20 protein-coding genes are annotated in these 23,662 nt (G+C 60.9%); 9 read left to right on the top strand and 11 right to left on the bottom strand.

All coding sequences use genetic code 11. From position 1 onward, the window contains the following. The first annotated feature begins 162 nt into the window (after positions 1-162). From C6Y56_RS12575 to C6Y56_RS12565, 3 genes are all read left to right on the top strand, one after another. Positions 163-810, top strand: coding sequence for a BON domain-containing protein (locus C6Y56_RS12575; protein WP_085696450.1), 648 nt, complete (start codon positions 163-165; stop codon positions 808-810). A gap of 247 nt (positions 811-1,057) precedes the next feature. Next, entirely contained in the window at positions 1,058-1,537 is a 480-nt protein-coding gene (locus C6Y56_RS12570) for a GNAT family N-acetyltransferase (RefSeq protein WP_169430143.1), read from the top strand. 94 nt (positions 1,538-1,631) lie between these two features. Next, positions 1,632-2,999 carry an erythromycin esterase family protein gene (locus C6Y56_RS12565; protein ID WP_169430142.1) on the top strand — a complete coding sequence of 456 codons (1,368 nt, stop codon included), beginning with the start codon at positions 1,632-1,634 and terminating at the stop codon, positions 2,997-2,999. Between the two features lie 89 nt (positions 3,000-3,088). On the opposite strand, the gene C6Y56_RS12560 is transcribed toward C6Y56_RS12565, so the two are convergent. The 7 genes from C6Y56_RS12560 to C6Y56_RS12525 all read right to left on the bottom strand — a co-directional run bounded on the left by C6Y56_RS12560 (position 3,089) and on the right by C6Y56_RS12525 (position 12,073). Next, positions 3,089-3,742 carry a dienelactone hydrolase family protein gene (locus tag C6Y56_RS12560; protein WP_169430141.1) on the bottom strand — a complete coding sequence of 218 codons (654 nt, stop codon included), beginning with the start codon at positions 3,740-3,742 and terminating at the stop codon, positions 3,089-3,091. Beyond that, positions 3,735-4,439, bottom strand: a complete 705-nt coding sequence (locus C6Y56_RS12555) for a phosphoribosyltransferase (RefSeq protein ID WP_169430140.1) — start codon at positions 4,437-4,439, stop codon at positions 3,735-3,737. Before C6Y56_RS12555 ends, C6Y56_RS12560 begins: the two co-directional genes overlap by 8 nt. Positions 4,440-4,495: 56 nt before the next feature. Then, positions 4,496-5,386, bottom strand: a complete 891-nt coding sequence (locus tag C6Y56_RS12550; protein ID WP_169430139.1) for a universal stress protein — start codon at positions 5,384-5,386, stop codon at positions 4,496-4,498. 335 nt (positions 5,387-5,721) lie between these two features. After that, positions 5,722-9,318 carry a magnesium-translocating P-type ATPase gene (gene mgtA, locus C6Y56_RS12540; protein WP_169430138.1) on the bottom strand — a complete coding sequence of 1,199 codons (3,597 nt, stop codon included), beginning with the start codon at positions 9,316-9,318 and terminating at the stop codon, positions 5,722-5,724. A 45-nt stretch (positions 9,319-9,363) separates the two neighbouring features. After that, positions 9,364-10,749 carry an MBL fold metallo-hydrolase RNA specificity domain-containing protein gene (locus C6Y56_RS12535; protein WP_169430137.1) on the bottom strand — a complete coding sequence of 462 codons (1,386 nt, stop codon included), beginning with the start codon at positions 10,747-10,749 and terminating at the stop codon, positions 9,364-9,366. Between the two features lie 97 nt (positions 10,750-10,846). Further along, the gene (locus C6Y56_RS12530) at positions 10,847-11,767 is read right to left on the bottom strand and encodes a universal stress protein (protein ID WP_169432627.1); all 921 of its coding nucleotides are present in this window, start codon (positions 11,765-11,767) and stop codon (positions 10,847-10,849) included. A 72-nt stretch (positions 11,768-11,839) separates the two neighbouring features. Next, a complete protein-coding gene (locus C6Y56_RS12525) occupies positions 11,840-12,073 on the bottom strand; it encodes an Lpp/OprI family alanine-zipper lipoprotein (RefSeq protein ID WP_169430136.1) in 234 nt (77 codons plus the stop codon). A 223-nt stretch (positions 12,074-12,296) separates the two neighbouring features. Between C6Y56_RS12525 and C6Y56_RS12520 the strand changes: the two genes are divergently transcribed. From C6Y56_RS12520 to C6Y56_RS12510, 3 genes are read left to right on the top strand one after another with little or no spacing between them, the layout of a single operon-like run. Further along, a complete protein-coding gene (locus C6Y56_RS12520; RefSeq protein WP_169430135.1) occupies positions 12,297-12,944 on the top strand; it encodes a BON domain-containing protein in 648 nt (215 codons plus the stop codon). A gap of 22 nt (positions 12,945-12,966) precedes the next feature. Beyond that, on the top strand, positions 12,967-14,808 hold the full coding sequence (ftsH, locus tag C6Y56_RS12515; protein WP_169430134.1) for an ATP-dependent zinc metalloprotease FtsH: 1,842 nt from the start codon (positions 12,967-12,969) through the stop codon (positions 14,806-14,808). Positions 14,809-14,824: 16 nt separating this feature from the next. Beyond that, positions 14,825-15,250, top strand: coding sequence for a potassium channel family protein (locus C6Y56_RS12510; RefSeq protein WP_169430133.1), 426 nt, complete (start codon positions 14,825-14,827; stop codon positions 15,248-15,250). 4 nt (positions 15,251-15,254) lie between these two features. On the opposite strand, the gene C6Y56_RS12505 is transcribed toward C6Y56_RS12510, so the two are convergent. Continuing rightward, positions 15,255-17,630: a phosphoketolase family protein gene (locus C6Y56_RS12505; protein ID WP_169430132.1), complete on the bottom strand. Its 2,376-nt coding sequence runs from the start codon at positions 17,628-17,630 to the stop codon at positions 15,255-15,257. Between the two features lie 244 nt (positions 17,631-17,874). Here C6Y56_RS12505 and fnr point away from each other — a divergent pair, with 244 nt between their 5' ends. Beyond that, positions 17,875-18,621, top strand: coding sequence for a fumarate/nitrate reduction transcriptional regulator Fnr (gene fnr, locus C6Y56_RS12500; protein ID WP_169430131.1), 747 nt, complete (start codon positions 17,875-17,877; stop codon positions 18,619-18,621). 24 nt (positions 18,622-18,645) lie between these two features. Next, on the top strand, positions 18,646-19,629 hold the full coding sequence (locus C6Y56_RS12495; protein ID WP_169430130.1) for a zinc-dependent alcohol dehydrogenase family protein: 984 nt from the start codon (positions 18,646-18,648) through the stop codon (positions 19,627-19,629). On the opposite strand, the gene C6Y56_RS12490 is transcribed toward C6Y56_RS12495, so the two are convergent. Next, positions 19,619-20,530, bottom strand: coding sequence for a universal stress protein (locus C6Y56_RS12490; RefSeq protein ID WP_169430129.1), 912 nt, complete (start codon positions 20,528-20,530; stop codon positions 19,619-19,621). The genes C6Y56_RS12495 and C6Y56_RS12490 overlap by 11 nt on opposite strands. A gap of 225 nt (positions 20,531-20,755) precedes the next feature. On the opposite strand from C6Y56_RS12490, the gene C6Y56_RS12485 reads away from it, so the two are divergent. Next, the gene (locus tag C6Y56_RS12485; protein WP_169430128.1) at positions 20,756-21,319 is read left to right on the top strand and encodes a GNAT family N-acetyltransferase; all 564 of its coding nucleotides are present in this window, start codon (positions 20,756-20,758) and stop codon (positions 21,317-21,319) included. Positions 21,320-21,371: 52 nt separating this feature from the next. Here the strand turns inward: C6Y56_RS12485 and C6Y56_RS12480 are convergent, their stop codons facing one another. Both C6Y56_RS12480 and C6Y56_RS12475 read right to left on the bottom strand, forming a co-directional pair. Next, the gene (locus C6Y56_RS12480) at positions 21,372-22,295 is read right to left on the bottom strand and encodes a universal stress protein (protein WP_169430127.1); all 924 of its coding nucleotides are present in this window, start codon (positions 22,293-22,295) and stop codon (positions 21,372-21,374) included. 126 nt (positions 22,296-22,421) lie between these two features. After that, on the bottom strand, positions 22,422-23,660 hold the full coding sequence (locus tag C6Y56_RS12475) for an MgtC/SapB family protein (RefSeq protein ID WP_169430126.1): 1,239 nt from the start codon (positions 23,658-23,660) through the stop codon (positions 22,422-22,424). Positions 23,661-23,662 lie beyond the last annotated feature (2 nt).

Genomic DNA, 23,662 nt, shown 5'->3' with positions numbered 1-23,662 from the left:
ACGCCTCTGAACCGAATGTAGCCCCGGCTGTTACCGGAGCTCTGCACCCGGGAGTTGTGGTCTTTTTGATTTAGCTCAATGTCTTTCTATCGCTCCAGCGTAGAAAAAAGACATGGGCTTTGCCGGCCCATGCATTTCAGTCACCTGGAAGAGGACAAGATCATGAGCGACATCACCCTGCGCAATACCATTTTGGATGAGCTTGACTTTCAACCCGACATCGATGCCGCCCACATTGGCGTCAGCGTGGAAAATGGCATCGTCACACTGTCCGGCCACGTGAAAAGCTACGCTCAAAAAATCAGCGCCGAGCGCGCGGTCAAGGCGATCAAAGGAGTACGTGCCGTGGCTGAAGAAATACAGGTTCGCCTGGATAAGGGTGCAGGTACGGACGATGACACCATCGCAAACCGTGCCGTCAATATCATCTCGTGGCGTTCCGACACACCCGCCGGCGACATCAAGGTCGTCGTGCAAAAAGGCTGGGTAACCCTGGAAGGCCAGGTGGACTGGCAGTATCAGAAAGAAGTCGCTGAAAGTGCGGTGCGCAAATTGTCAGGCGTTGTCGGGGTGGATAACCGAATCACCCTGCGCCCGAGAGTGAAGGTCGTCGATATCCAACAAAGTATCGAAGAAGCCCTCAAGCGCAATGCCGAAGTTGATGCCAAGGGCATACGGATCAAGGTCGATGGCAGTGTTGTAAAACTCGAAGGCAAAGTGCACTTCTGGCGTGAGCGTGAAATCGCCGAACGAGCAGCGTGGTCGGTGCCGGGCGTCAGCAAAGTGGAAGACCAACTATTGATAGCCTGAATCATGGCCCCGTAAATTCCCTGAATATCCGGGGCTGTCCATGCTACTCCGCCTCCATCGGGGAATCGTGTGTGATCACGACATGCTGATGCTGCCGGGCAACATGAATGAGGAAATTGGCATCTACGTGGACCTGTTTTTTGAGTCCATATGCAGATCAAGTCCGGTGACGGCCAACAGCGCAAGAAAGAACTTGAGCGTTTGGGATTTTTTCGCGTCAAGTGACCGCCGGATGGAGGGCTGAACGGTGAACGCCCCTGAAAATTCCTGGATTGATATTCTCAGCAACGGCCGCCCGGTGTTGATCAGATATGTCACGCAAGCAGATCAAGTTCGTGAATACGCTCTGGTCCGGCATTCGGCGCCTGAGTCCCGGCATGCGCTTTTACTCAGGCAGCAGCACGCCCCCCACCAGACCCAAGCCTGCATCGCGCTGGCCCACGAGAATGGCCGCTTGGTCGAAATTGGCGCCAGTCGCTATGCCGCGATGGGCAAATACCAGTGCGAATGCGCCGTGACCATCGCATCTGGCTGGAAACGCCTCGGTCTGGGAACGTTATTGTTGGAGTACTTGATCGACGCTGCCCGCAGCAATGGCGTCCACCACTTGTACTCAGTCAGCACCTCCAGCAACGCGCCCTTTCGTGAGTTGGCCAGATGTCTGGGTTTTGAAACCCACGACGATCCTTTCGACCCCCATAAGGTCATTCATCGCCTGTACCTGTAACGCCTGTGCAAAGTTTCAAGCCGACGCATCAACTTCTGGTATGACCCGAGCGCCTTGCCGCCACCAGTTGCTCGCCATTCGGAGGACGACACTCATGAACTCTCATACGCACACATTGCTGGACAAATTAATCGGCCAGCGACACTTCCATGACACATCGCACATACCGCCAGTGTTGCGTCAATACGCCGAGCCGCTACCAGACCTGGACTCCCCCGCTTTCGGGGACCTGTTTGATCGCTACGCTGACGCGCGGGTGGTGATGATTGGCGAAGCAAGCCATGGAACCGCCGACTTCTATCGAGCCCGGGCAGTCATAACCCAAAGCCTGATCGAGCGACACGGTTTTAATATCGTCGCAGTGGAAGCCGATTGGCCGGACGCCGGCCACGTAGATCAGTATGTCCGAGGTCTGGCGCACACGGCGTGGACACGCCACATTTTCAGCCGTTTCCCCACCTGGATGTGGCGAAACGGCGAAGTAAAAGCCTTCGCCCACTGGCTGCATCAATTCAACCATCGGCAGAGCCCTGAACATCGCGTCGAGTTTCGCGGCCTGGATGTCTACAGCTTGCGCAACTCCATCCATGAGGTACTGAGTTATCTGGATCGGAATGACCCGAAATTGGCCCAAGAAGCGCGTCGGCGCTATGGGTGTCTGACCCCATGGCAGGATGATCCTTCTTTGTACGGTCATTTCGTCGAGCGTGGCGGCGTGATGCCCTGTGAGCAACCGGTGATCGAGCAGCTCAGTGCCATGCTGGCTGACCAACTGACGGGGCTTGTCCAAAACAACGAAGCATTCTTCAATGCGACGCAGAATGCCCGCGTAGTGATAGCGGCCGAGCAATATTACCGCGCGATCTATCGGGGTTCGGCAGCCTCCTGGAACCTGCGAGACCGGCACATGTTCGATACGTTGCGCGCAGTACTGGAACATCGGGGTCCGCAGGCCAAGGCTGTGGTCTGGGCCCACAACTCCCATATCGGCAATGCCGCCGCCACGGAAATGGGCTGGAAGGGGCAGTTCAATATCGGCCAACTGTGCCGCAATGCCTTTGGACGTGATGTGGTCCTGATTGGTATGGCTACCGACCGTGGTCAGGTCGCAGCGGCCGATGACTGGGACGGCGAGATGTTGATCAAGGACATTCGCCCTTCTCGACCAGACAGCTGGGAACATCAATTTCTCAAGGCCGGGGTTGCAGCATCATTGACGGACTGGCGTGCTCCGCAGCAAAAGGAGCTTCGCAGTGCTCTGTCCGCGGTCTTGCTGGGACGCGCCATCGGGGTGATTTACCGTCCCCAGACTGAACGCTTCAGTCACTACTTCGAGTCAATGCTGGCGGAGCAATTCGATGCCATGATCTGGTTCGAGCAAACCAGGCCGATCACCGCGCTGCCGCTGCCGAAAAACCAGCGACTGGAAGCAGAAGATGAAACCTATCCGTTTGGCGTGTGATGAACCTGAAACGATGTCCAGCGTTATGGTTGACGACTATCGCGAGCAATTGAGTGTTGGCAATCTGCTGCGATAGTAAGAACGACCCACTACGTCGTCCGCAGGTGCTGCTCAAACCAGTCGCCGGCGAGCCTGGCGACTTCTTCCAGCGTGCCAGGCTCTTCAAAAAGATGCGTGGCACCCTCCACGACTTCCATCCGTTGCTCACACCGCAGGATTTGTGAGCTCCGGCGATTCAAGGCCAGTGTCATAGGGTCTTGTGCGCCAACGATCTGCAACGTTGGCGCCTTCACTCGGGCCAGGGCCGGCCCGGCCAGATCGGTTCGCCCACCCCGGCTGACCACTGCCCCTACCACCGACGCCCGCTCGGCGGCAGCCACCATTGCTGCCGCCGCACCGGTACTGGCGCCGAACAGACCAATGAGCAAAGAACACAACTCACGGTCCCGCCCGACCCAATCGATCACATCGATCAACCGTCTAGCCAGCAGGGAAACATCGAAGCGCAGGACCCCGCTAAGATTATCCAGGCGCTGCTCCGGTTCCGTCAGCAAGTCGAAGAGCAGCGAGGCCAAGCCCCGAAGGGCTAATACATCGGCCACGTATTGATTGCGCGGGCTCAATCGACCACTCCCGCTGCCGTGTACGAAGATGACCAGGGCGCGCGCGTTCTCCGGCAAACGCAAATCGGCGGACAATTCAACGCCAGGCAGATCCAGGCATCTAAATTCAGCTTCAGGCATCGCGATGTTCCGTGCAGGAAACGCTCGGCAATTTTCGCTCCCAAGCGCGTTGCAAGAGATCGATGACTTCTTCGTCCGAGGTCTGGGGAAAATCCAGATACCAGTAGCCGATCGACATCATCCAGTCAGGAATGAGCGGACAGATCACTTCGTCCACTTGCATCGATAAATCCTCGACTGTTTCCCGAGGAGCAACCGGTACCGCAACGATGACGCGCTCCGGCGCCTGCATCTTTACCGCCTGGATCGCAGCCATCATCGAAGAACCTGTGGCAAGACCGTCGTCGATCAGGATGACCACCTGGCCCTTTACTTTCGGTGGCGGGCGGGTTCCCCGATACGCTTTTTCACGTCGCGACAGCTCCTGCGCTTCCCTGGCGACCACCGCCTCGAAACCGGCTCGATCGATCGGGTGCGCCCGCAGCGCATCCTCGTTGAGGATTTGTACACCGCCACTGGCTATGGCGCCCATGGCGTATTCGGGGTGCGAAGGGACGCCGAGCTTGCGTACCAGTATCAGGTCCAGCCGCACACGCAGGGCGATGGCGACTTCATAAGCCACTGGGACACCGCCACGGGGCAAGGCCAGGATGATTACCTCAGGCCTGTCAGCGTATTTGAGCAAGGGTTCGACCAAGCGCCGACCGGCTTCGGCGCGGTTAGGCAAGGTCGTTTGCAGTGAGGGACTGTGGATCACGTTAACCTCCTGGGAAGTTGAAGAAGGAAGCTGAACAATGGCGATTCATGACCGCGCTAAACGGCCAGGATGCTGCACGTCACCTGGTACAGGACATGCTCGGTGGTGCTGCCCAACAGTTTGTCCATGCCGTGGCGCTCGACTCTGCCCATCACAATCACGTCCATCTCTCGCTCATCGGCGAACGCTTGCAGCACGGCCACGGGATGCCCCTCGATGAAATGCCGGCGGTCAGCCGGCACGCCATACCGACCAGCCAGGTCGAGGAAGGATTTTTCATGGCCTTGGCGCAACTGACTGTAGAGATCCGGGAGGGTCAGGCCCCCGCCGCCCATATCCCCCAGGAACAGCGCAGATGCGTCGCAGGCATACACCAGGTGCAACTCGGCCTGACACTGGATAGCCAAGCTGGACGCCTGCTGGATGATTCGCTCATTGAGCCCGTCCTCCTGTTCCAGGGTGTCGGCCACATCGACCGCTGCCACTACCTTGCGCGGCAAAGGATGATCACCTTCGCCAGGCAGGTACACCGGTACCGGACAATGACGCAACAGACGCCAGTCCAGTGGGGTAAAGAAACCGCGCTTGAGCGCGGGCTCGCGTTGCACCTGCTTGATCAACAGGTCGGGCTGCATTTCCGCGACATAATCGAGAATGTCTTGCTGCAGGTCATCGGCCCATTTCGCCTCCGCCGTTACCTCAAGCCCCCAGCTGCGCAGGTGACCGGTGTGGTATTCGAGCCAGTTGCGCTGGTCTTGCAGGTACTCTTTGCGTGCTTTTTCCCGATCGCCTTCTTCGAGTAGCGACAAGAGCTTCCAGGTTGGGATCAAGGCGGCGACGTGCAGGCTGGCACCACTGGCCTTGGCCAGCGCGGCGGCATGATCCAGGGCTTTGGACTGGCGCAGGGCCGGGTTGATGATCAGCAATAATCGTTGATACTGGCTCATGATCGGACTCCACGAAGCTTGCTTGTCGCTGCCCGCCACCCTGAACGAACCGCTTGCTGTCCGGTGACCAGGCACCTGTATGGATTTCAGAATCCACCGTGAAGGCGGCCTTGACGTTGATTTATGTCAAGTGCCTGTACCAGCAGGCGACTCGTGGTCAAGCGCTACACCGACAACCTGCAAGTTACCGCTTCAGACGGTGTCGAATGCAATGTGCCGCCCTTCGAGTCGGTAGAGGTCGTGCGCCACGGTGCCACTCGCTGACGGCGATGACGTCAACGCTGGCGGATCGAGGTGCACACCCAAAGGTGCTCACGAGCTTCAATCTGCAGGGGTCAACCGATGACCGCACCGCCCCTCGCGCAGCGCTGTGGTGATCGTTGGCGGTGATAGAACACACGCTTCGCGCCTTCGGCGCATATCGTGTACAGCAGACTGATCGCCAGCACTGATGCCAGGATCGGCAACGGCAAGGGCGCCAACCCCAGCGAAGCGGCCATCGGACTGTACGGCAGTCCGATGGCCAGCAGCCCCACCGCCAAGGCACTGACCATCAGTAGCGTCGCCGGGCGACTGCGATAGAACGGTTTGTAGGTGCGCACAATGAAAATCGTCAGCAGCTGGGTCAGCAGCGACTCCACGAACCAGCCGCTGCGAAAAACCTCGGGCACCATCTGTGACAGCAGGTACAAAGCCGCGAACGTCATGAGGTCGAACAACGAGCTCACCAGCCCGAAGACCACCATGAAATTGCGGATCTGATTGATGTCCCAGCGATGCGGGGTACTTTGCCATTCCCGGTCAACGTTATCGCTGGCGATACCCATGGAGGGGATGTCCGCCAGGAAGTTGTTGAGCAGGATCTGCTTGGCGAGCAGCGGCAGAAAGGGCAACGCCAGCGATGCGAGGGCCATGCTGATCATGTTGCCGAAGTTGGCGCTGGAAACGATGGAAATGTACTTCAAGGTGTTGGCAAACGTGTGCCGCCCCTCTTCGATGCCCTCACGCAGCACGTCCAGATCATGTTCCAGCAGCACGAAGTCGGCGGCCTGCTTGGCCACGTCGGCAGCGTTGTCCACGGAGATCCCGATGTCCGCCACTTGCAGCGCCGGGGCATCGTTGATTCCGTCGCCCATGTACCCCACCACATGACCGGTCTTCTGCAGAGCGCGGATGATGCGCTCCTTCTGATTGGGGTCGACTTCGGCGAACAGGGTCGTGCGCGCTGCCAGGTGCATCAGCGCCTCATCCTTCATCGCCGCCAGCTCGGCGCCGGTCATGATGCGCTCCACAGGCAGACCGACAGCCCGGCCGACATGCCGCACCACCAGGTGGTTGTCGCCGCTGATGATTTTCACCTGCACGCCGAGCCTGTCGAGGGTGGCGATGGTTTCCGTGACGCCCGGTTCCGGCGGATCAAAGAACAACAGGAAACCGCGAAAGCTCATGTCTCGCTCATCCTCGCGGCCATAGTGCATCTGTTCCGGCAGCTCACGCGTGGCAAGTCCCAGGACGCGGAAGCCCTGCTCGCTCCACTCGCCGAAGCGTTGCGCGATCAGTGCCCGTTCAGCGCTGTCCAGTGCCAGGCTCTGGCCCCCACGCCGCACATGGGTACAGACTTGCAACACGTTGTCCAACGCTCCCTTGGTGATCATCAAGCGGGGAGCCGGCGACTTCTGGCTGACCACCACACTCAGGCGCTTGCGCACGAAGTCATAAGGGATTTCATCGATTTTCCGCACCCCGTCGTCCGTCCCCAGGTCTTTGCCCGCCAGGGTGATGGCATCGTCCATGGCATTGCGCATGCCGGTCTGCAGGCTCGCGTTGAGCACTGCCAGTTGCAGAACGCTCGGTGCCGCGATGCCTTCGACATCCATCGCTGCGTCCAGAACAACCACCCCACGGGTCAGGGTTCCGGTCTTGTCGGTACACAGAATGTCGATGGTCCCGAGATTTTCAATGGCATTGAGGTGACGCACGATCACGCCCTTGCCGGCCATGCGCTGCGCACCTTTGGCCAGGGTGATACTGAGGATCGCCGGCAACAGTTCCGGCGACAGTCCGATGGACAGAGCAATCGCAAACATCAGCGTGTCGAGGGGTGGACGATGCAGCAGGATGTTGATGCCGAACACCACGATGGTGATCACCAGCATCACGCGCAGCAGCAGGCCGCCAAAGTGCCGCAGGCCTCGCTCGAACTCCGTTTCCGGAGGGCGTAACGCCAGGGTTCTGGCGATATGACCGATCTCACTGTCCTGGCCGTAGCGGGTCACCAGGACTTCGGCCGAACCGCTGCGCACCGAGGTGCCCATGAACACACAGTTGTGACGCTGCGCGAGGGTGGCTTCCGGGGCGCAGTCCCCCGGTGCTTTCTCCACCGGGTAGGTTTCGCCGGTCAGCAGGCTCTCGCCGATGAAACAATCGAGTGCCTGCAGGATACGACCGTCGGCCGCGATCAGGCTGCCGGCGCTGAGCACCAGAATGTCCCCGGGCACCACATCGCTGGCGGCCACATCCAGCAAGTGACCTTCTCGCCGCACGGTCGCGCGCAAGGCAATCTTGCTGCGCAACTGCTCAACCGCCCGGCTGGCACGATTCTCGTACCAGGCACTGAGCACCGCGCTGATCAGCACAATGCACCCGACGATTGCCGCATCCAGCCAGTCCCCCACCCACACGGCAATACCGGCGCCGGCGATCAGAATCAATACCAACGGCGTGCGCATCTGCTCCAGTACCAGCCTGCCCAGTCCTTGGGGTCGATCCTTGATTGGGGTCGGGGCTCGACGCCGTCGTGCCCTGGCTTGAGCGTGACTCAATCCTGCCGGCCCACTGTGCAAGGTACTGAACAATTGACTGACCGCCGGACTCCAGTAATCCGTGTTGGCCGCAGGGCCGTGCCCGTGGGCGGAGGAATGCCATTCCCGGTGCGCCAGCCAAAGACCGGGAAGCATCGGCAACCAGAACGTCAGGCCGCGAAACAGCAAGGTCGCAGAAAGCGCCACCGCTACATCGATACCGGCCCAGTGCATGGTGACGACGGCAGCCGCCTCGAACGCCCCAAGGCCTCCCGGCACGATGCCGATACTGCGCAAGACGCTGGCGAGCATGAAGCCTGCAAACAGGCCCAGAGGCGGTGCCGAAACACCCAGCGAGCGCACCAGAACCCACAGGGTTGTGCTGTCCAGAAGGATGATTGCCAGTTCCAGCAAGGTGATGCGCAACAGCAGAAGGTGGTTGCGCACCAGGCGCCGGTCCGCGCCGGTCAGCAAGGCAAGGCTTCTGGCAACGATCGCCAACCGTTGGCCGGGCACATGTGTCGTCAGTCGTGCATTACCCGCCAGACCCGGAGTGACAATCGCCAGCAGCAGGCTGAATGCGACGAAGATCACGCAGGTGGTCAGCACGGCCGTCGTGCCGTGCCCCTGAACAATGATGACCGGCAACGCCAGGCCCACTGACAAGGCATAGGCCAGAAAATACCCCGACAGGTCCAGTACCAGACACGCCAGCACCACCGGCCTGGCAAAGCCCAGACGAACAAACGAGGCCACGACAGCGAACGCCCCGCTGATCCCGGAGGATGGCAGCGCCTGGTCGACAAACAGCTTCATCACGCTGAGCTTGCCCGCGACCCACAGGGACAGGTCCTGGCCTGCGGCCTTGAGCACTACGCGAAACACCTGGCCCTGGGCAACGTATGTCAGGGCCTGCAGAACGAAAGCAACGATGAGCCATTGCGGCTGCGCCTGCGTCAGCAAGCGGCTGAAGGACTCGACATCGGTAAAATGCAGAGCAACCGCTACCACCGTCGCAAACATCGCGGCGCCCAGCAGCCAGGTCAGCCACAGGGCCGACCGGCTGTAATGCCGGTCAAGTTCCAGTGCAGGCCGCCGGTGGATCTCTGAAACGGGCGGTTTTAACGCCATGCCGTGCCCCTGCGCATTCATTCGCGTAACGGTTTCGTCTGCCCGTCAGGCCTTGTCTGGCGTATCACCGACAGCGGCCAGTTCGACGCTGTCGCGGTACTCCGGCACCGACACCGACCAGCCCAGCTCCAGACTGATGCGCCGGCGCAGTACGTCCGATGCATTGGGTTCGCCGTGTACCACGAAGGTGTGTTTCGGCGGGCGCTTGAAGCCGCGCAGCCATTGCATGATTTCATCGGCATCGGCATGCGCCGACAGGGTCTGCATCGGCACCACCTCGGCACGGATCGGGACCTCCTGGCCGTGAATGCGCACCGAAGGGGCTCCTGCCACGATCTGTGCACCACGGGTACCACCCGCCTGAAAGCCCGGCATCAGCAGCGAGTTCGACGGGTTGGGTGCCAACGCCTTGAGGTGGTGCAGCACCCGCCCGCCCGTGGCCATGCCGCTGGCAGCGATGATCACCGCCGGCGTGCGCTGCCTGTCCAGTTCGATCGACTCGTCGGTCGAACGCACAAAATGCGTCCCGCTGCACATCCCTTCGCAGCTTTGCGGCGACAACCGGTGTTCGCTGCGAAAGCGCTGGTACAAACGCGTGACATCCGTAGCCATCGGGCTGTTGAGATAGATCGGCAGATCGGGGATCGCATGCTGCTGCTTGAGGCGGTACAAGTGGTACATCAACAATTGCGCCCGGCCCACCGCAAATGAAGGCACCAGGGTAATACCGTGACGCAGCGCCGTACGATTGATCACGTCGGCTAATTGGTGCTCCGGGTCCTCGTCTGGATGCTTGCGATCACCGTAGGTCGATTCCACCAGCAGATAATCCGCCTGCTCGATGGTTTCAGGGGCAAACATCAACGGGTCTTCAGGGCGCCCGAGATCGCCGGAACACACCAGTGTCACCCCGTCAGCGACCACTTCCACGGTGCTGGCCCCCAGAATATGACCGGCCCCGCGCAACAGGACGCTCAGGCCAGGGACGATTTCGACCCGATGGTGCCACTCGATCGGGTGCAACAGTTTCAACGTCTGCTCGGCGTCCTGCTCGGTGTACAGCGGCAATGCCGGCGAGTGTTTGGAGAAACCGTGCCGATTGGCGAAACCGGCCTCCTCTTCCTGCAGGCGGCCGCTGTCAAGCAAGAGGATTTTCACCAGCTCACAGGTCGCCTCTGTCGCATAGATCGGCCCTCGATAGCCGTTGCGCACCAGTACCGGCAGGTAGCCGCTGTGATCGAGATGGGCATGGGTCAGGACAATCGCGTCCAGATCCTGCACAGGTAACTGAAAAGGGTCCCGGTTGTGCAGACGCAATTGCTTGTAGCCCTGAAACAGGCCGCAGTCGATCAATACATGCCGATCCCTGTGATCCAGCAGATACTTGCTACCGGTGACGGTGCCGGCCGCACCCAGAAAAGTGATTCGCATGGCCAATTCCCCAGCCTCGACAAGAGCGTCATTGATCGCTCTTTTTGCCTCGCTGCCCTTTGATTTTTATCAACTGCTCCCCTGACTGGCGCTGCCATCAGTCGAAACCGGACGTGGGTTTGACGATCATCAGGCTGCACGGTGCCCGGTTCGTCAACGTTTCGACCGTACTGCCGACAGAACCATCGACATCGCGGTGATAGGCCGAACCCAGCACCAGCATGTCGAAAGCGTTCTGGCGGGCGAACAGTTCGATCACCTTGTGGGGAATGCCGGTCAGTTGATGCCGGCACGGTTTGCCGATGGCGTAGCGTTCGGCAAGCGCATCGAATGCCTCTTGCTGGGTATCGGTGATCGCCTCGCACAAGCTGTGGTCCAGACTCAATGTCGGCACACTCATCGCAGCGTCCCCCAGCACCGACCAGTTACAGACATTCAACAGGTGCAACGTCGCCCCGGTTGCGTCCGCCAGGGTGGTAGCCAGATCGAGAATCCGGTCATTGAGGCCCTGGGTCAGCTCTTCCAGATGAGAAAGGTCGACGGCTGCCAGTATTTTCGCAGGCATGGAGTTCGCGTTTTCGCTCACCAGGTGCAGATGAGCCGGGCAATCGCGCAGCAATACCCAGTCCAGCGGCCGGTGAAAGGCACGCTCGAGTGCCGGCACATAGTGCATGTCCTTGATCACCAGATCGGCATGGAAGTCATTGATGTATTCGAGCACATGGGCGGGCGTGGTCCTGGCCCACACCACTTCGGTGCTGACGGGCAGTCGGGCGCTGCGCTGAAATCGCGCTTGCTGTTCCAGCCACTGCCGATGCACTTGCAGGTAGCCCTCCCGTGCCTGCGCCATCGCATTCGGGTCAAAGAGCCCCGCCACCGCCAGCGCCTGGACATAATCGAATGCCACGATGTGCAAAAGCGCTCCGGTTGCCCTGGCCAGCGCCTGAGCCCGCTCGAAGGCCGGTGAACGGTTCATCTCGGGGGGAGCAATCAACAAAATACGTTTGAGTTTGAGCATCACTTTCTCCGGCAATGCCTGGCCGGTCCCTGCCAGCCTCACGTCCCTGTTCCGACTCACGGATGATCTCGATTACTTGCGTGCCGCTTTTTCGGCTATGCGTCTTGCGCGCTCATACGCCTCTTGCGCCGCTCGCTGCGCCTGCTCTGCCTTGAGCAACGCCTCATCGGCCCGAAGCCTGGCGGTTGCGGCATTGTCCTCGGCGGACTCCAGTCGAGCGTCGAACTCTTCGGTCTGGCGATGACCGCAACCGCCAGTCGCCGCCACCAGCACACCGAGCACGACAATGACCAAGCGCCTGTTCATGGTTTTCTCCTCGATGGATCAATGCTGAAGATCGTGTCGGTTTGAGTATCTGGCGTTGGCCGCCGCCGGCTCTGATCTTTGTCAAACAAATCGCTCGCTTGCGGCCGCTGCAGCCCGAACAGCCATTGTTGATATTCCTCAACGAAATTTTGTCGCTCAGGCGTAGAAAAAAAACACTGGGCACCTGTTCCCTGCCCTCTCACATCGCCACGAGGAGACCGTCATGAACGACTTGAGCCTGCGCAAATGCATTCTGGAGGAACTCGAATTCCAGCCTGAAATCGACGCTGCCAACATTGGTGTGTCCGTGGAGGATGGCGTGGTCACGTTGACGGGGCATGTCAAAAGCTACGCTCAGAAAGTCAGCGCAGAACGTGCGGTAAAACGGGTCAGGGGCGTACGTGCGCTGGCCGAAGAAATCGAAGTCAGGCTCGAGAGAAATGCCGGTACCGCAGACGACACCATCGCCAGCCGCGCGTTGAAAATCATCCACTGGAGTTCCGACGTACCCGAGGGCGATATCAAGGTCATCGTGCAGGGCGGGCGGATCACGCTGGAAGGCGAAGTCGACTGGCAATACCAGAAGGAAACCGTCGAGCGCTCGGTACGCAAGCTCACGGGCGTCACCGCCGTGAACAATTGCCTGACCCTGCGTCCGCGACTGGACGTCTTCGATATCCAGCAACGCATCGAAGCCGCGCTCAAACGCAATGCCGAAGTCGAAGCCAAGGATATTCGCGTCAAGGTCGAAGGCGATGTGGTGACGCTTGAAGGCCGGGTTCACCTGTGGCGTGAACGGCAGATCGCCGAGCGCGCCGCCTGGTCGGTGCCCGGCGTCAGTCGGGTCGAGGACCATCTGCTGCTGGCATAAACCTCCTCGTCGAGCCATGACCATGAAAAACAATCACCCGTGGAACCTGTCGTATTTCCTGATCGCTTTTGTGGTGCTGGCCCTTGTGCAGTTTCTGTTCGCCGAACGCCATGCCGTGCAAAACATTCCGTACAGTCAGTTCCTGCAGTTGGTGAACGAGCAAAAGGTCAGTGATCTGCGGGTCGAGAAAGACCAGATCAGCGGCAAGTTGCGCGAACCCGTCGATGGCCGTGAACTGTTCACCACGGTGCGGGTGGATTCGACGCTGGCCACGGACCTGGTGCATTCGGGGGTGACGTTCAGCGGCGTCAATGAGAACACCCTGCTCAGCGGGCTGCTGGGCTGGTTGATGCCACTGATCCTGATCATGGTGGTCTGGCACTTTGCGTTGCGCGGTTTCGCTGAAAAACAGGGGCTGGGCGGCCTGATGAATATCGGAAAATCCCGGGCCAAAGTGTTTGTCGAGCGGGATACCGGCGTCACCTTCGCCGACGTTGCCGGGATCGAGGAAGCCAAGCTCGAACTGATGGAGATCGTTTCGTTCCTGAAGGACAAGGCCCGTTATGCCCGCCTCGGCGCGCACGTTCCCAAGGGTACGCTGCTGGTCGGTCCACCCGGTACCGGCAAGACGCTGGTGGCCAAAGCCATTGCCGGCGAGGCTGGCGTACCGTTTTTCTCGATCTCCGGTTCTGAGTTCGTGGAGATGTTCGTCGGCGTCGGTGCCGCGCGGGTCCACGATCTGTTCGAGCAGGCACGCCAGGCCGCGCCGTGCATCATCTTCATCGATGAACTGGATGCGCTGGGCAAGATGCGCGGCGCCGGTGCGTTCGGTGGCAATGACGAAAAGGAGCAGACCCTCAATCAACTGCTCTCGGAGCTGGATGGTTTCGATCCTCGGGAAGGCGTGGTGCTTCTGGCTGCAACCAATCGGCCGGAGGTTCTCGATCCGGCGCTGTTGCGCGCAGGGCGAATCGACCGGCAAGTGCTGATCGACCGCCCGGACCGCAAGGGCCGACAGGCGATTCTCAAGGTACACCTGCAGAAAATCACCGTGGCACCGAACATCGATAGCGAGCGTATCGCCGACATCACCACCGGTTTCACCGGCGCGGATCTGGCAAACCTGGTGAACGAGGCGGCCATTGTCGCGACGCGGCGCGGCGCCGACGAGGTCGACATCGTCGACTTCACCGCCGCCGTGGAACGGCTGATTGCCGGCGTCGAGCGCAAAAGCAGTGTGCTGCGCCCTGAGGAACGCCGGGTAGTGGCTTATCACGAAATGGGCCACGCGCTGGCCGCCAGCCATTTGCCGGCCATGGATCCGGTACACAAAGTCTCGATCGTGCCACGCGCTATCGGCTCACTCGGGTATACCTTGCAGCGACCGACCGAAGACCGCTTTCTGATCAGTTGCCAGATGCTCAAGGACCGCATGGTCGTGCTGATGGCAGGACGGGCTGCGGAATTCCTCGTGATCGGGGAGATTTCCACCGGCGCCGCCGATGACCTGACCCACGCCACGGACATCGCCCGGCAGTTGGTCACCCGCTTTGGCATGAGCCGCGAACTCGGCCAGGCCGTTCTGGAGCGGCGCAACGCGACCTGGCTCGGCGAACGCGTGCCGGGGCCCGGCGAAAAAGACTATTCGGAACAGACCGCGCGGGAAATCGACTTGGCCATTCGCGCCCTGCTGGACGAAGCCTGGCAGCGCGCCAAAGCGCTGCTCGAAAGGTTGCGGCCCGACCTGGATGCCGGCGCCCGCCTCTTGCTGCAAAAGGAAACCCTGACCCCCGAGGAATTCGCCCCGCTACGGCCCCTGCAGCCGGTTGCGCAACCTGTGCGGACTGACACGGCACCGTCCTGAACCGGGAGGCTGGTCAATGCTGGCAGTCACGCTGATCAACACGCTGGTGGTGATCGTCGCCGTAGTCATTCACTACGAATGCTTGCTGCGTCTGAACGATTGGTTGCCGCGCCTGAAACTGTGGCGCCGATTCAGGATTGTCGTCGGCGTGTTTGGCAGCCTGCTGGCCCATGCCATTGAAGTCTGGGCATTTGCCCTGGCGTATTACCTGATGGCGCATTCCGGTAAATGGGGCTATCTGACAGGCAACTTCGACGGCACCTTCATGGACTGCGTGTACTTCTCCTTCACCACCTACACGACCATCGGTTTCGGTGACATTTCCCCGGTCGGCCACCTCAAATACCTGACCGGCCTGGAGGCGCTGACCGGTCTGGTCCTCATTACCTGGACCGCCTCGTTTCTGTTCCTCGAAATGCAGAAATACTGGAAGAGCAAGTAGCCGCTCACGGGGATGACGGAGGCGTCCACTGCCAGTTACGCACCTCGGGCAGGTCCTCGCCATGCTCGATGAGATAGAGCTTGTGCCGCTCCATTTGCGACCAGTAGCGCGCCCGTGCTTCATGTACCTGGTCCTGCAACCGCGGCACGCGCTCGAACACATCGAGCATCAACCGATAGCGATCCAGACTGTTGATCACGGCCATGTCGAACGGGGTGGTGGTCGCGCCCTCCTCCTTGAAGCCACGGACATGGAAATTGTCATGACTGGCACGTTTATAGAGCAACCGGTGAACCAGTGCCGGGTAACCGTGGAAGGCGAAGATCACCGGTTTGTCGACGGTAAACAACGTGTCGAATGCACTGTCCGACAAGCCGTGAGGATGCTGATACGACGGTTGCAGCACCATCAGGTCCACGACATTGATCACCCGCACCCGCAGGTCCGGCACGCAGTCGCGCAACAGGGTCACCGCGGCCAGGGTTTCCAGGGTCGGTACGTCTCCGGCGCAGGCCATGACCACGTCCGGTGCCTGGTCGTCGCGGCAGGCCCAGGCCCAGCGACCGATACCGGCCTGGCAATGGCGTTGCGCCGCGTCGATGTCCAGCCACTGCCATTCCGGTTGTTTGCCGGCCACTATGACGTTGATGTAATGGCGGCTGCGCAGGCAATGGTCGGCCACCGACAGCAGGCAATTGGCGTCCGGCGGCAGGTAGATCCGCGCGATGTCGGACTTTTTGTTCGCCAGCAGATCGATGAACCCCGGGTCCTGATGCGAAAAACCGTTGTGGTCCTGGCGCCACACATGGGAGGTGAGCAGATAGTTGAGCGACGCCACCGGTTTGCGCCACGGTACTTCGGCAGCGGTCTTGAGCCACTTGGCGTGCTGATTGACCATCGAATCGACGATATGGATGAACGCCTCATAGCAGGACAGCAAGCCGTGGCGGCCGGTCAGCAGATAACCCTCCAGCCAGCCCTCGCACACCTGCTCGCTGAGTATTTCCATGACCCGGCCATCGGCACTCAGGTTCAAATCGTCAGGCTCCAGCGGATCAAGCCAGGTCTTGCCGGTGACTTCGTACACCGCATCGAGACGATTGGAGGCGGTTTCATCTGGGCCGAACAAGCGAAAATTGCGGGTCGCCAGGCTGTTCTTCATCACCTCGCGCAGGTACGTCCCCAGTACCCGCGTGGCCTCGGCACGTACACTGCCGGGGGTGTCGAGCGGTACGGCGAAGTCGGCAAACCGGGGCAAATCCAGTGGCCGCAGCAACAGCCCGCCATTCCCGTGGGGATTGGCGCTCATGCGCCGATGGCCCGTGGGCGCGAGCGCCGCGATCTCCGGCATCAGCGTCCCCTGGGCGTCAAACAGCTCTTCGGGACGATAACTGCTCAACCACGCTTCCAGCTGTTGCAGGTGAACCGGCTGGCTGAAGTCGGCCAGCGGCACCTGATGCGCACGCCAGGTGCCTTCGACGCGGTGACCATCGACAAACTGTGGCCCGGTCCAGCCCTTGGGCGTGCGCAATATCAGCACCGGCCAGACGGGTCTGTGCGCCACGGCATGGGCCGGCCGCCGACGCGCGTCACGCTGGATCCGGCGAATCTTCAGCAGCATCGTATCCAGGGTCTGCGCCAGCACCTGATGCACCTGCATCGGATCATCGCCTTCGACGAAGTACGGATCGTAGCCATAGCCGCGCATCAGCGCCGACAGTTCGTCCTCGGGGATTCGGGACAGCACCGTGGGGTTGGCGATCTTGTAGCCATTGAGGTGCAGGATCGGCAGCACCGCCCCGTCACGCACCGGGTTGAGAAACTTGTTTGAATGCCAGCTGGCGGCCAGCGTACCGGTTTCAGCTTCGCCGTCGCCGATCACGCACGCGACGATCAGATCAGGGTTGTCGAACGCTGCACCATAGGCGTGCGCCAGGCTGTAACCGAGTTCACCGCCTTCGTGGATGGAACCGGGAATCTGCGCCGACACATGGCTGGAGAGGCCATACGGCCAGGAAAACTGCCGAAACAGACGCAACAGGCCATTGGCATTGCGCTCGACCGTCGGACAGACCTCGGTGTAAGTGCCTTCCAGATACGTCTGCGCCACCACCGCCGGCCCGCCATGACCGGGGCCGGCAACGAACAGCATGTTCAGGTCATAGGTGGTGATCAACCGGTTGAGATGGGTGTAGATCAGGTTCAGCCCCGGTGTCGTCCCCCAGTGTCCCAACAAACGCGGCTTGATATGGCTGCGACGCAGCGGCATCGCGAGCAACGGGTTGTCCTTGAGGTAAATCTGCCCGACGGCCAGGTAATTACTCGCCCGCCAGTAAGCGTCCAGACCTTCCACTTGCTCTGCACTGAGAAACTCGCTCATGAGATTGCCCGCCGTGGCCGTTCAACAACTGTTCATCGATTCTGGAGACCTGAAACCCGCAAGACTTGATCTAGATCAAGCGTCGCCCTCTGCGAAAACGGTCATTGGGTCACCTGTCCGCAAGCGCTGTAGATGATGGGTGACATATTCCATTGGTCGTTTTTTACCTTTGCCGACGCCGGTTTGAGTGCCGACGAGAGCCTGGCGACTATGCTTACAACACAACGTGATGGGGATCACATTCATGCCCGATACAAAACCACTGCAATTTCGTCAGCTCAAGTCTGCCTGCTCCAACTGCAGTGTGTTGGAACTGTGTTTGCCGATCGGCCTGTCCGGGCAAGAGGTAGAGCGGCTGGATGCGCTGATCGTGCAGCGTTTCAAGGTCAGGAAAGGCGCGGCACTTTATCGCGAGGGTGATCCGCTGCGATCCCTGTATGCCGTTCGCCTGGGGTCATTCAAGACCAACGTGCTGTCCGTCGACGGGCGCGAACAGGTCACCGGGTTTCAAATGCCGGGAGAAATGCTCGGCCTGGACGCCATCAGCACTGACGCGCACGCCTGTAACGCCTTCGCGCTGGAAGACAGCGAAGTCTGCCCGATCCATTTCACCCATCTGGAAAAACTGGCGCAGCAACTGCCCTCGCTGCAGCACAACCTGACCAAGCTGCTGAGCCGGGAAATCGTGCGCGACCACGACATGCTCATGTTGCTCGGTACGATGAACTCCGACGAACGCCTCGCGGCCTTCCTGCTGAACCTGTCGCAACGCTTGAACCAGCGCGGCTACTCGGCGAAAAACTTCGTACTGAAAATGCGCCGCGAGGAAATCGGCTCGTACCTGGGATTGCGCCTGGAAACCATCTGCCGGGGCATCGCGCACCTGCGCGATCAGGGCCTGGTGGAAATCTCCGGGCGCGACGTGAAAATCCACAATCTGGAAGGGCTAAAACAGATGATCGCCGGTTGCCATCGCCCTACCTTGTGCTGATCCCGTCAAATCTGGAGCCTGCCTGTGCGCGCCATGGTTCTGCATTCGCCCGGACAGCCGCTGCAACGGGAAGATCGTCCGGTCCCGGTGCCCGGCGCACGGCAACTGCTGATCAAAGTCCTGGCCTGCGGCGTGTGCCGCACTGATTTGCACCTGCTCGACGGCGAACTGCCGCAAGCGGTGTTGCCACGGGTGCCAGGGCACGAAATCGTCGGTGAAGTCACCGCCGTGGGCGGCGACGTCGCCCCGGAGTGGATCGGGCGACGGGTCGGTGTTCCCTGGCTGGGCTGGACCTGTGGCGAATGCTCGTTCTGTCGCTCGGGCCGGGAAAACCTCTGCGATCAGGCGCAGTTCACCGGCTGTCAACTGGACGGCGGCTACGCCGAGTACACCGTTGCCGACTCGCGATTCTGCTTCCCGATTCCCGATACACTGAGCGACCAGCAGGCCGCGCCACTGCTGTGTGCCGGGCTGATCGGCTTTCGTGCGTTGCAAATGGCCCGTGACGCCCGACACCTGGGGCTGTACGGGTTTGGCGCGGCAGCCCACCTGGCGATCCAGATCGCCCGGGGTCGCCACCAACAGGTGTACGCCTTCACCCGGCCCGAGGATCACGAAAGCCAGGCCTATGCCCGCACGCTGGGGGCCGTATGGGCCGGTGGTTCGGATCAACTGCCGCCCCATCCGCTGGATGCCGGCCTGATTTTCGCCCCGGTCGGTGCGCTGGTGCCTATGGCGCTCTCGGCAACGGTCAAGGGAGGCTGCGTGATCTGCGCCGGTATCCACATGAGCGACATTCCCGCCTTCCCCTATCGTCTGCTCTGGGGCGAACGCAGCCTGCGCTCGGTAGCCAACCTGACCCGTGAGGACGGCACCGCGTTTTTCACCGAACTGCAACACACGCCGGTGCACTGCGACATCACCCGGTTTGCGCTGGATGACGCCAATCAGGCCCTGGCCTGTTTGCGCAGCGGCCGGTTCAACGGCGCCATCGTGCTCACCCCCTGATGCTTTGCCGCACCGCGAGAATACTGCCCGGCACGCTGTACAGCGCCCGCTCGGTGTTGCTGCCGATCAAGCGGTCGATACCCACCCGGTGCACGGTGCCCATCACCACCACATCGGCCTGATACTGTTCGACAAACTCGCTGATCACCGGCACCGGCAACCCCATGACAAAGTGCCGGCGCTCCGGGGGCACGCCATAACGGTCGGCCAGACTGACGAAAGCCATGTGCAACGCCTGGCGCAACTCTTCGGCAAAATCCACGCCCCAGCCGCCACCGACCAGCGGCGCGTCGCCGTTGAACGCAGCCGACAAATCGTAGGCATACAGCAGGTGCAGCGGCGCATCGCACTGCAAGGCCAGGGCATTGGCAGTTTGAATGATGGTGTCGTTCAGGCCGCTGATCTGCGTGGCCGGATCAAACGGATCGACCGCGGCCACCACACGGTGCGGCACCCCGTAACGCGCCTGATTCACCAGGTGCACCGGCACCGCGCACTCGCGCAGCAAGTGGCAATCGAGCGGCGTGATGAACACGCGCTTGAGCGCCGGTTCCAGGGTGACGTCCTTGATCAGCAGATCCGGCTTGAGGTCTTCGACGGCGCGCAGGATGTCCGCCAGCGGGTGCGTGGTGAACACGACCTCGACGGTGGCCTCGATGCCCAGGTCGCCCAGACGCTGTTCTTCATCCGCGACCCAGCGGCGATAGCGACGCAAATAGCGCTGGTAGCTGGCGTCGTCGGTTTTCTCTTCCCACACATGCACCACCGGCACGGGATCGGCAAACGCTCGCACATGCAATACCGCGCCACACGTCTTGGCCAGCGCCACGGCGCGTGTCATCGCCGCAGACGGATGCAGGTTCGGGTCGGCGATCAGTAATAAACGTTGATATTGGCCCATCACACACCTCGGTTCGGACATATTCACCCATGCCAATGAGCCAAGACTGCGCCTGCCATGCCCATGGCCGGGTTGATTTACATCAGAAAGGCGCAAATCAGCGCCACACATCGACGGTCTCTGATCCAGATCAGATTCCGGTCGCGCCAGCGGCGTAGAAAGGACTCAACCGCGAGGTGCATCACCCCGCGCCAACCTGAGAAAAAGCGCCAGGAGGACCACCCCATGCTCACTGTCAAAGACCACAACGAACGCGCTGCTGCGGCCTATGCCGCGGTGTCCGGGCAATACTGGATCGAAGCACTCAAGGATGGTCGCCACATTCTGATCCGCCCATTGGCGCAAAAGGATCGCGAGCGCGAATACGCCTTCATCAAGCGGCTCTCTCCCGAGTCACGGCACATGCGTTTTCTCGCGCAGATCAACGAGCCGGGCAAGGCGATGCTCGACCAGTTGATGGACACCGATAACAAAAAGCGCATGGCTTACATCGCTCTGGTGCACGAAAACGGCCAACTCATCGAAATCGGCGTCAGCCGCTATGCCGCCACTGACGAACACGAATGTGAATGCGCCGTGACCGTCGCCGATGAATGGCAGCACCTGGGGCTGGGGACCTTGTTGATGGAACACCTGATCAAGGCTGCCCGCCGCAACGGTTTTCATCGGATGTATTCGGTGGACGCGTCCAGCAATGCACCCATGCGCGACCTGGCCAGAGAGCTGGGTTTCGAGACGCACCATGACCCCGAAAGCAGCAGTCAGGTGATCCATAGTCTCCACCTGTAAAAAATCACCCCGCGATGTTCAGGCCAACGGTTCATCGCGGGGTGATCCAGCTTCAGCTCTGCGACTGCCCGCCCGGCTTGATCGCAAACACACTGCAGGGTGCGCGATGCAGGAGTTGCTCGGCGGTCGTGCCCAATAACTTGTTCAAGCCATTGTGCTGCACGGTGCCCATGACGATCACGTCCGTGTCATGTTGGCTGGCGAACTCGCAAATGTTCGGCACTGGCGCGCCCTCGATGAAATGGCGCCGCTGCACCTCAACCCCGTGACGCTCCGCCAGCGCGGCGAAGGCTTCATGTTGAGCCGTACCCAAGGATTCATAGAGCCCGGTCGCCAAGGGCAAGGCGCCCACACCCATGTCCGTTGCGTACACCGCAGCCCAGTCATACACATGGACCAGATCCAGGTCGGCGCCACACTGCTCGGCCAGCTTCACCGCCGCATCGATGATCTGATCGTTGAACACCAGATCCTGCTCCTCGCTGCGCAGCACATCGACGATGACCATGATATGGCGCGGCCGAGGGTGGCGGTCATTGGTCACCAGATGCACCGGCACCGGACAATCGCGCAGTAACTGCCAGTCCAGCGGGGTGAAGAACACGCGCTTGAGGGCCGACTCTTCCTGCGCATCCTTGATGATCAGCGCCAACGACTGTTCATGGACGAAATGCAGGATTTCCTCATAAGGGCGCTGCACCCAGAGCACCTCGCTGGTGACCTCGATACCATGCTTGCCCAAGTGTGCAGCCTGCTCCGCGAGCCAATCGCGATGGCGCTGCAGATAACTTTCCCGGGCCACGCTGATTTCTTCGGCGGCAAACAGCCCCGCCACTGCCAGCGCCTGCAAGTAATCGAACGCGACAATATGCAACGGCAACTGCATGACCTGCGCCAGTGCGCCGGCGCGTTCGAACGCCGGTGTGCGCGTCATGGCGGGGGGAGCGACCAACAATAAACGCTGAGTCTGTGACATGGGACACCTCGGCATGCAGCCATCTGAAAGAACACCAGTACAGATTGAGCCATGCAGCCGCAAGCCATTTGATCTTTGTCAGCTTTGGCTGTTCTGCCGGGCAAACCCGTAGATTCCAGACACGCTTCAATGCAGCAAGGTGCCCGCCCACATGGCCAGCGTCAGCAAAAGCTGGCCGGGAATGACATACGCAGCAAACCGCCGGCCGCCGCTGACCCAGGCCACCAGGCACTTGCTCAACGAATTGCTGCTGAAGGCAATCAGCGCTGGCGGGACGATGGCATCGACGGGCAACAGCCCGGCCCTGGCCAGAGACGCGATGGACGCGATGGACGAATGCGCGTCGGCAAAACCGCTGAAGGCTGCGGTCAGCATCACCCCGACCTGGCCAAGGTAGTTGAGCATTACCGATGACACGAGCGTGATGGCGGTCATGGTCAACGTCACGACCACGGCGAGCTTGAGATTGAACGCCCCCCCGCCCTCAAGGGGTTCGTCGGCACCTCCTTGCGACCCGGGAAACATCAGGCATGCGCCATACAACGCGGTGGTCGCCAGCCCGCAGCCCAGCGGTACCCACAGGCTGCGCAACAGCGAGGGGTCCACGGTACCGACAATCAGCGCCATCTGAATCACCGTGGCCAGGTTGGACACGATGGCGGCCGCCGCGAAGGTTCGCACCTGCCCGGGCGCCCTGGCGACGCGCTGCCCCATGGACGCGATGGTGACGGTACTGGAAACAAAACCGGAGGCAATGGCACTGATGGCATAGCCATAACGACTGCCCAGAATTCGCACGGCGATGTGCCCGATGGCCCCCACCAGCATCAGCAATACCGTCAGTGTGCAGAGGGTCCGCAGGTTGATCGCGTGATAAGGCCCGATGTAGCGGTCCGGCGCCAGCGGCAGGATGACCAGTGCCGCCACCAGCAGGACCAGACCGTCGCGCATTTCGGTCTCGGTCAACTGGCTGTTGGCAAAGTCATGCAGTTTTTCCCGGTACGCCAGCAACCCCGCCACCACCACGCCTGTCGCCACCGCCAACCCTGTAGCAGAACCGCACCAGGCGCCGAGCAGCAATACCGTGAGCAAAGCCACTTCGCTGGTGACGCCCGGGTCGTCGCTCAGGCTTCGCCAGTACGCCACGGTGATCAGCGCGGTCAGGCCGAGCGCCACAATCCCCAGCAGCAACGCGCCACCGACCTGCATCGCCACATACCCCAGCAACGCGGTGATGGCGAAAGTCCGCATGCCTGCAAAATCGCGGGTACTGTCGGTACCTTTGTGCCGCTCGCGCTCCAGTCCGATGAGCATACCGATGCCCAGCGCGGCCGCCGCGCCCGCCAGGTCGAGGGATTCATTCACGC

The organism is Pseudomonas fluorescens, assembly GCF_012974785.1.
GTDB lineage: Bacteria > Pseudomonadota > Gammaproteobacteria > Pseudomonadales > Pseudomonadaceae > Aquipseudomonas > Aquipseudomonas fluorescens_BT.
Note: the sequence above shows the minus strand (reverse complement) of the source record. Positions and strands in the feature narration are given on the sequence as shown.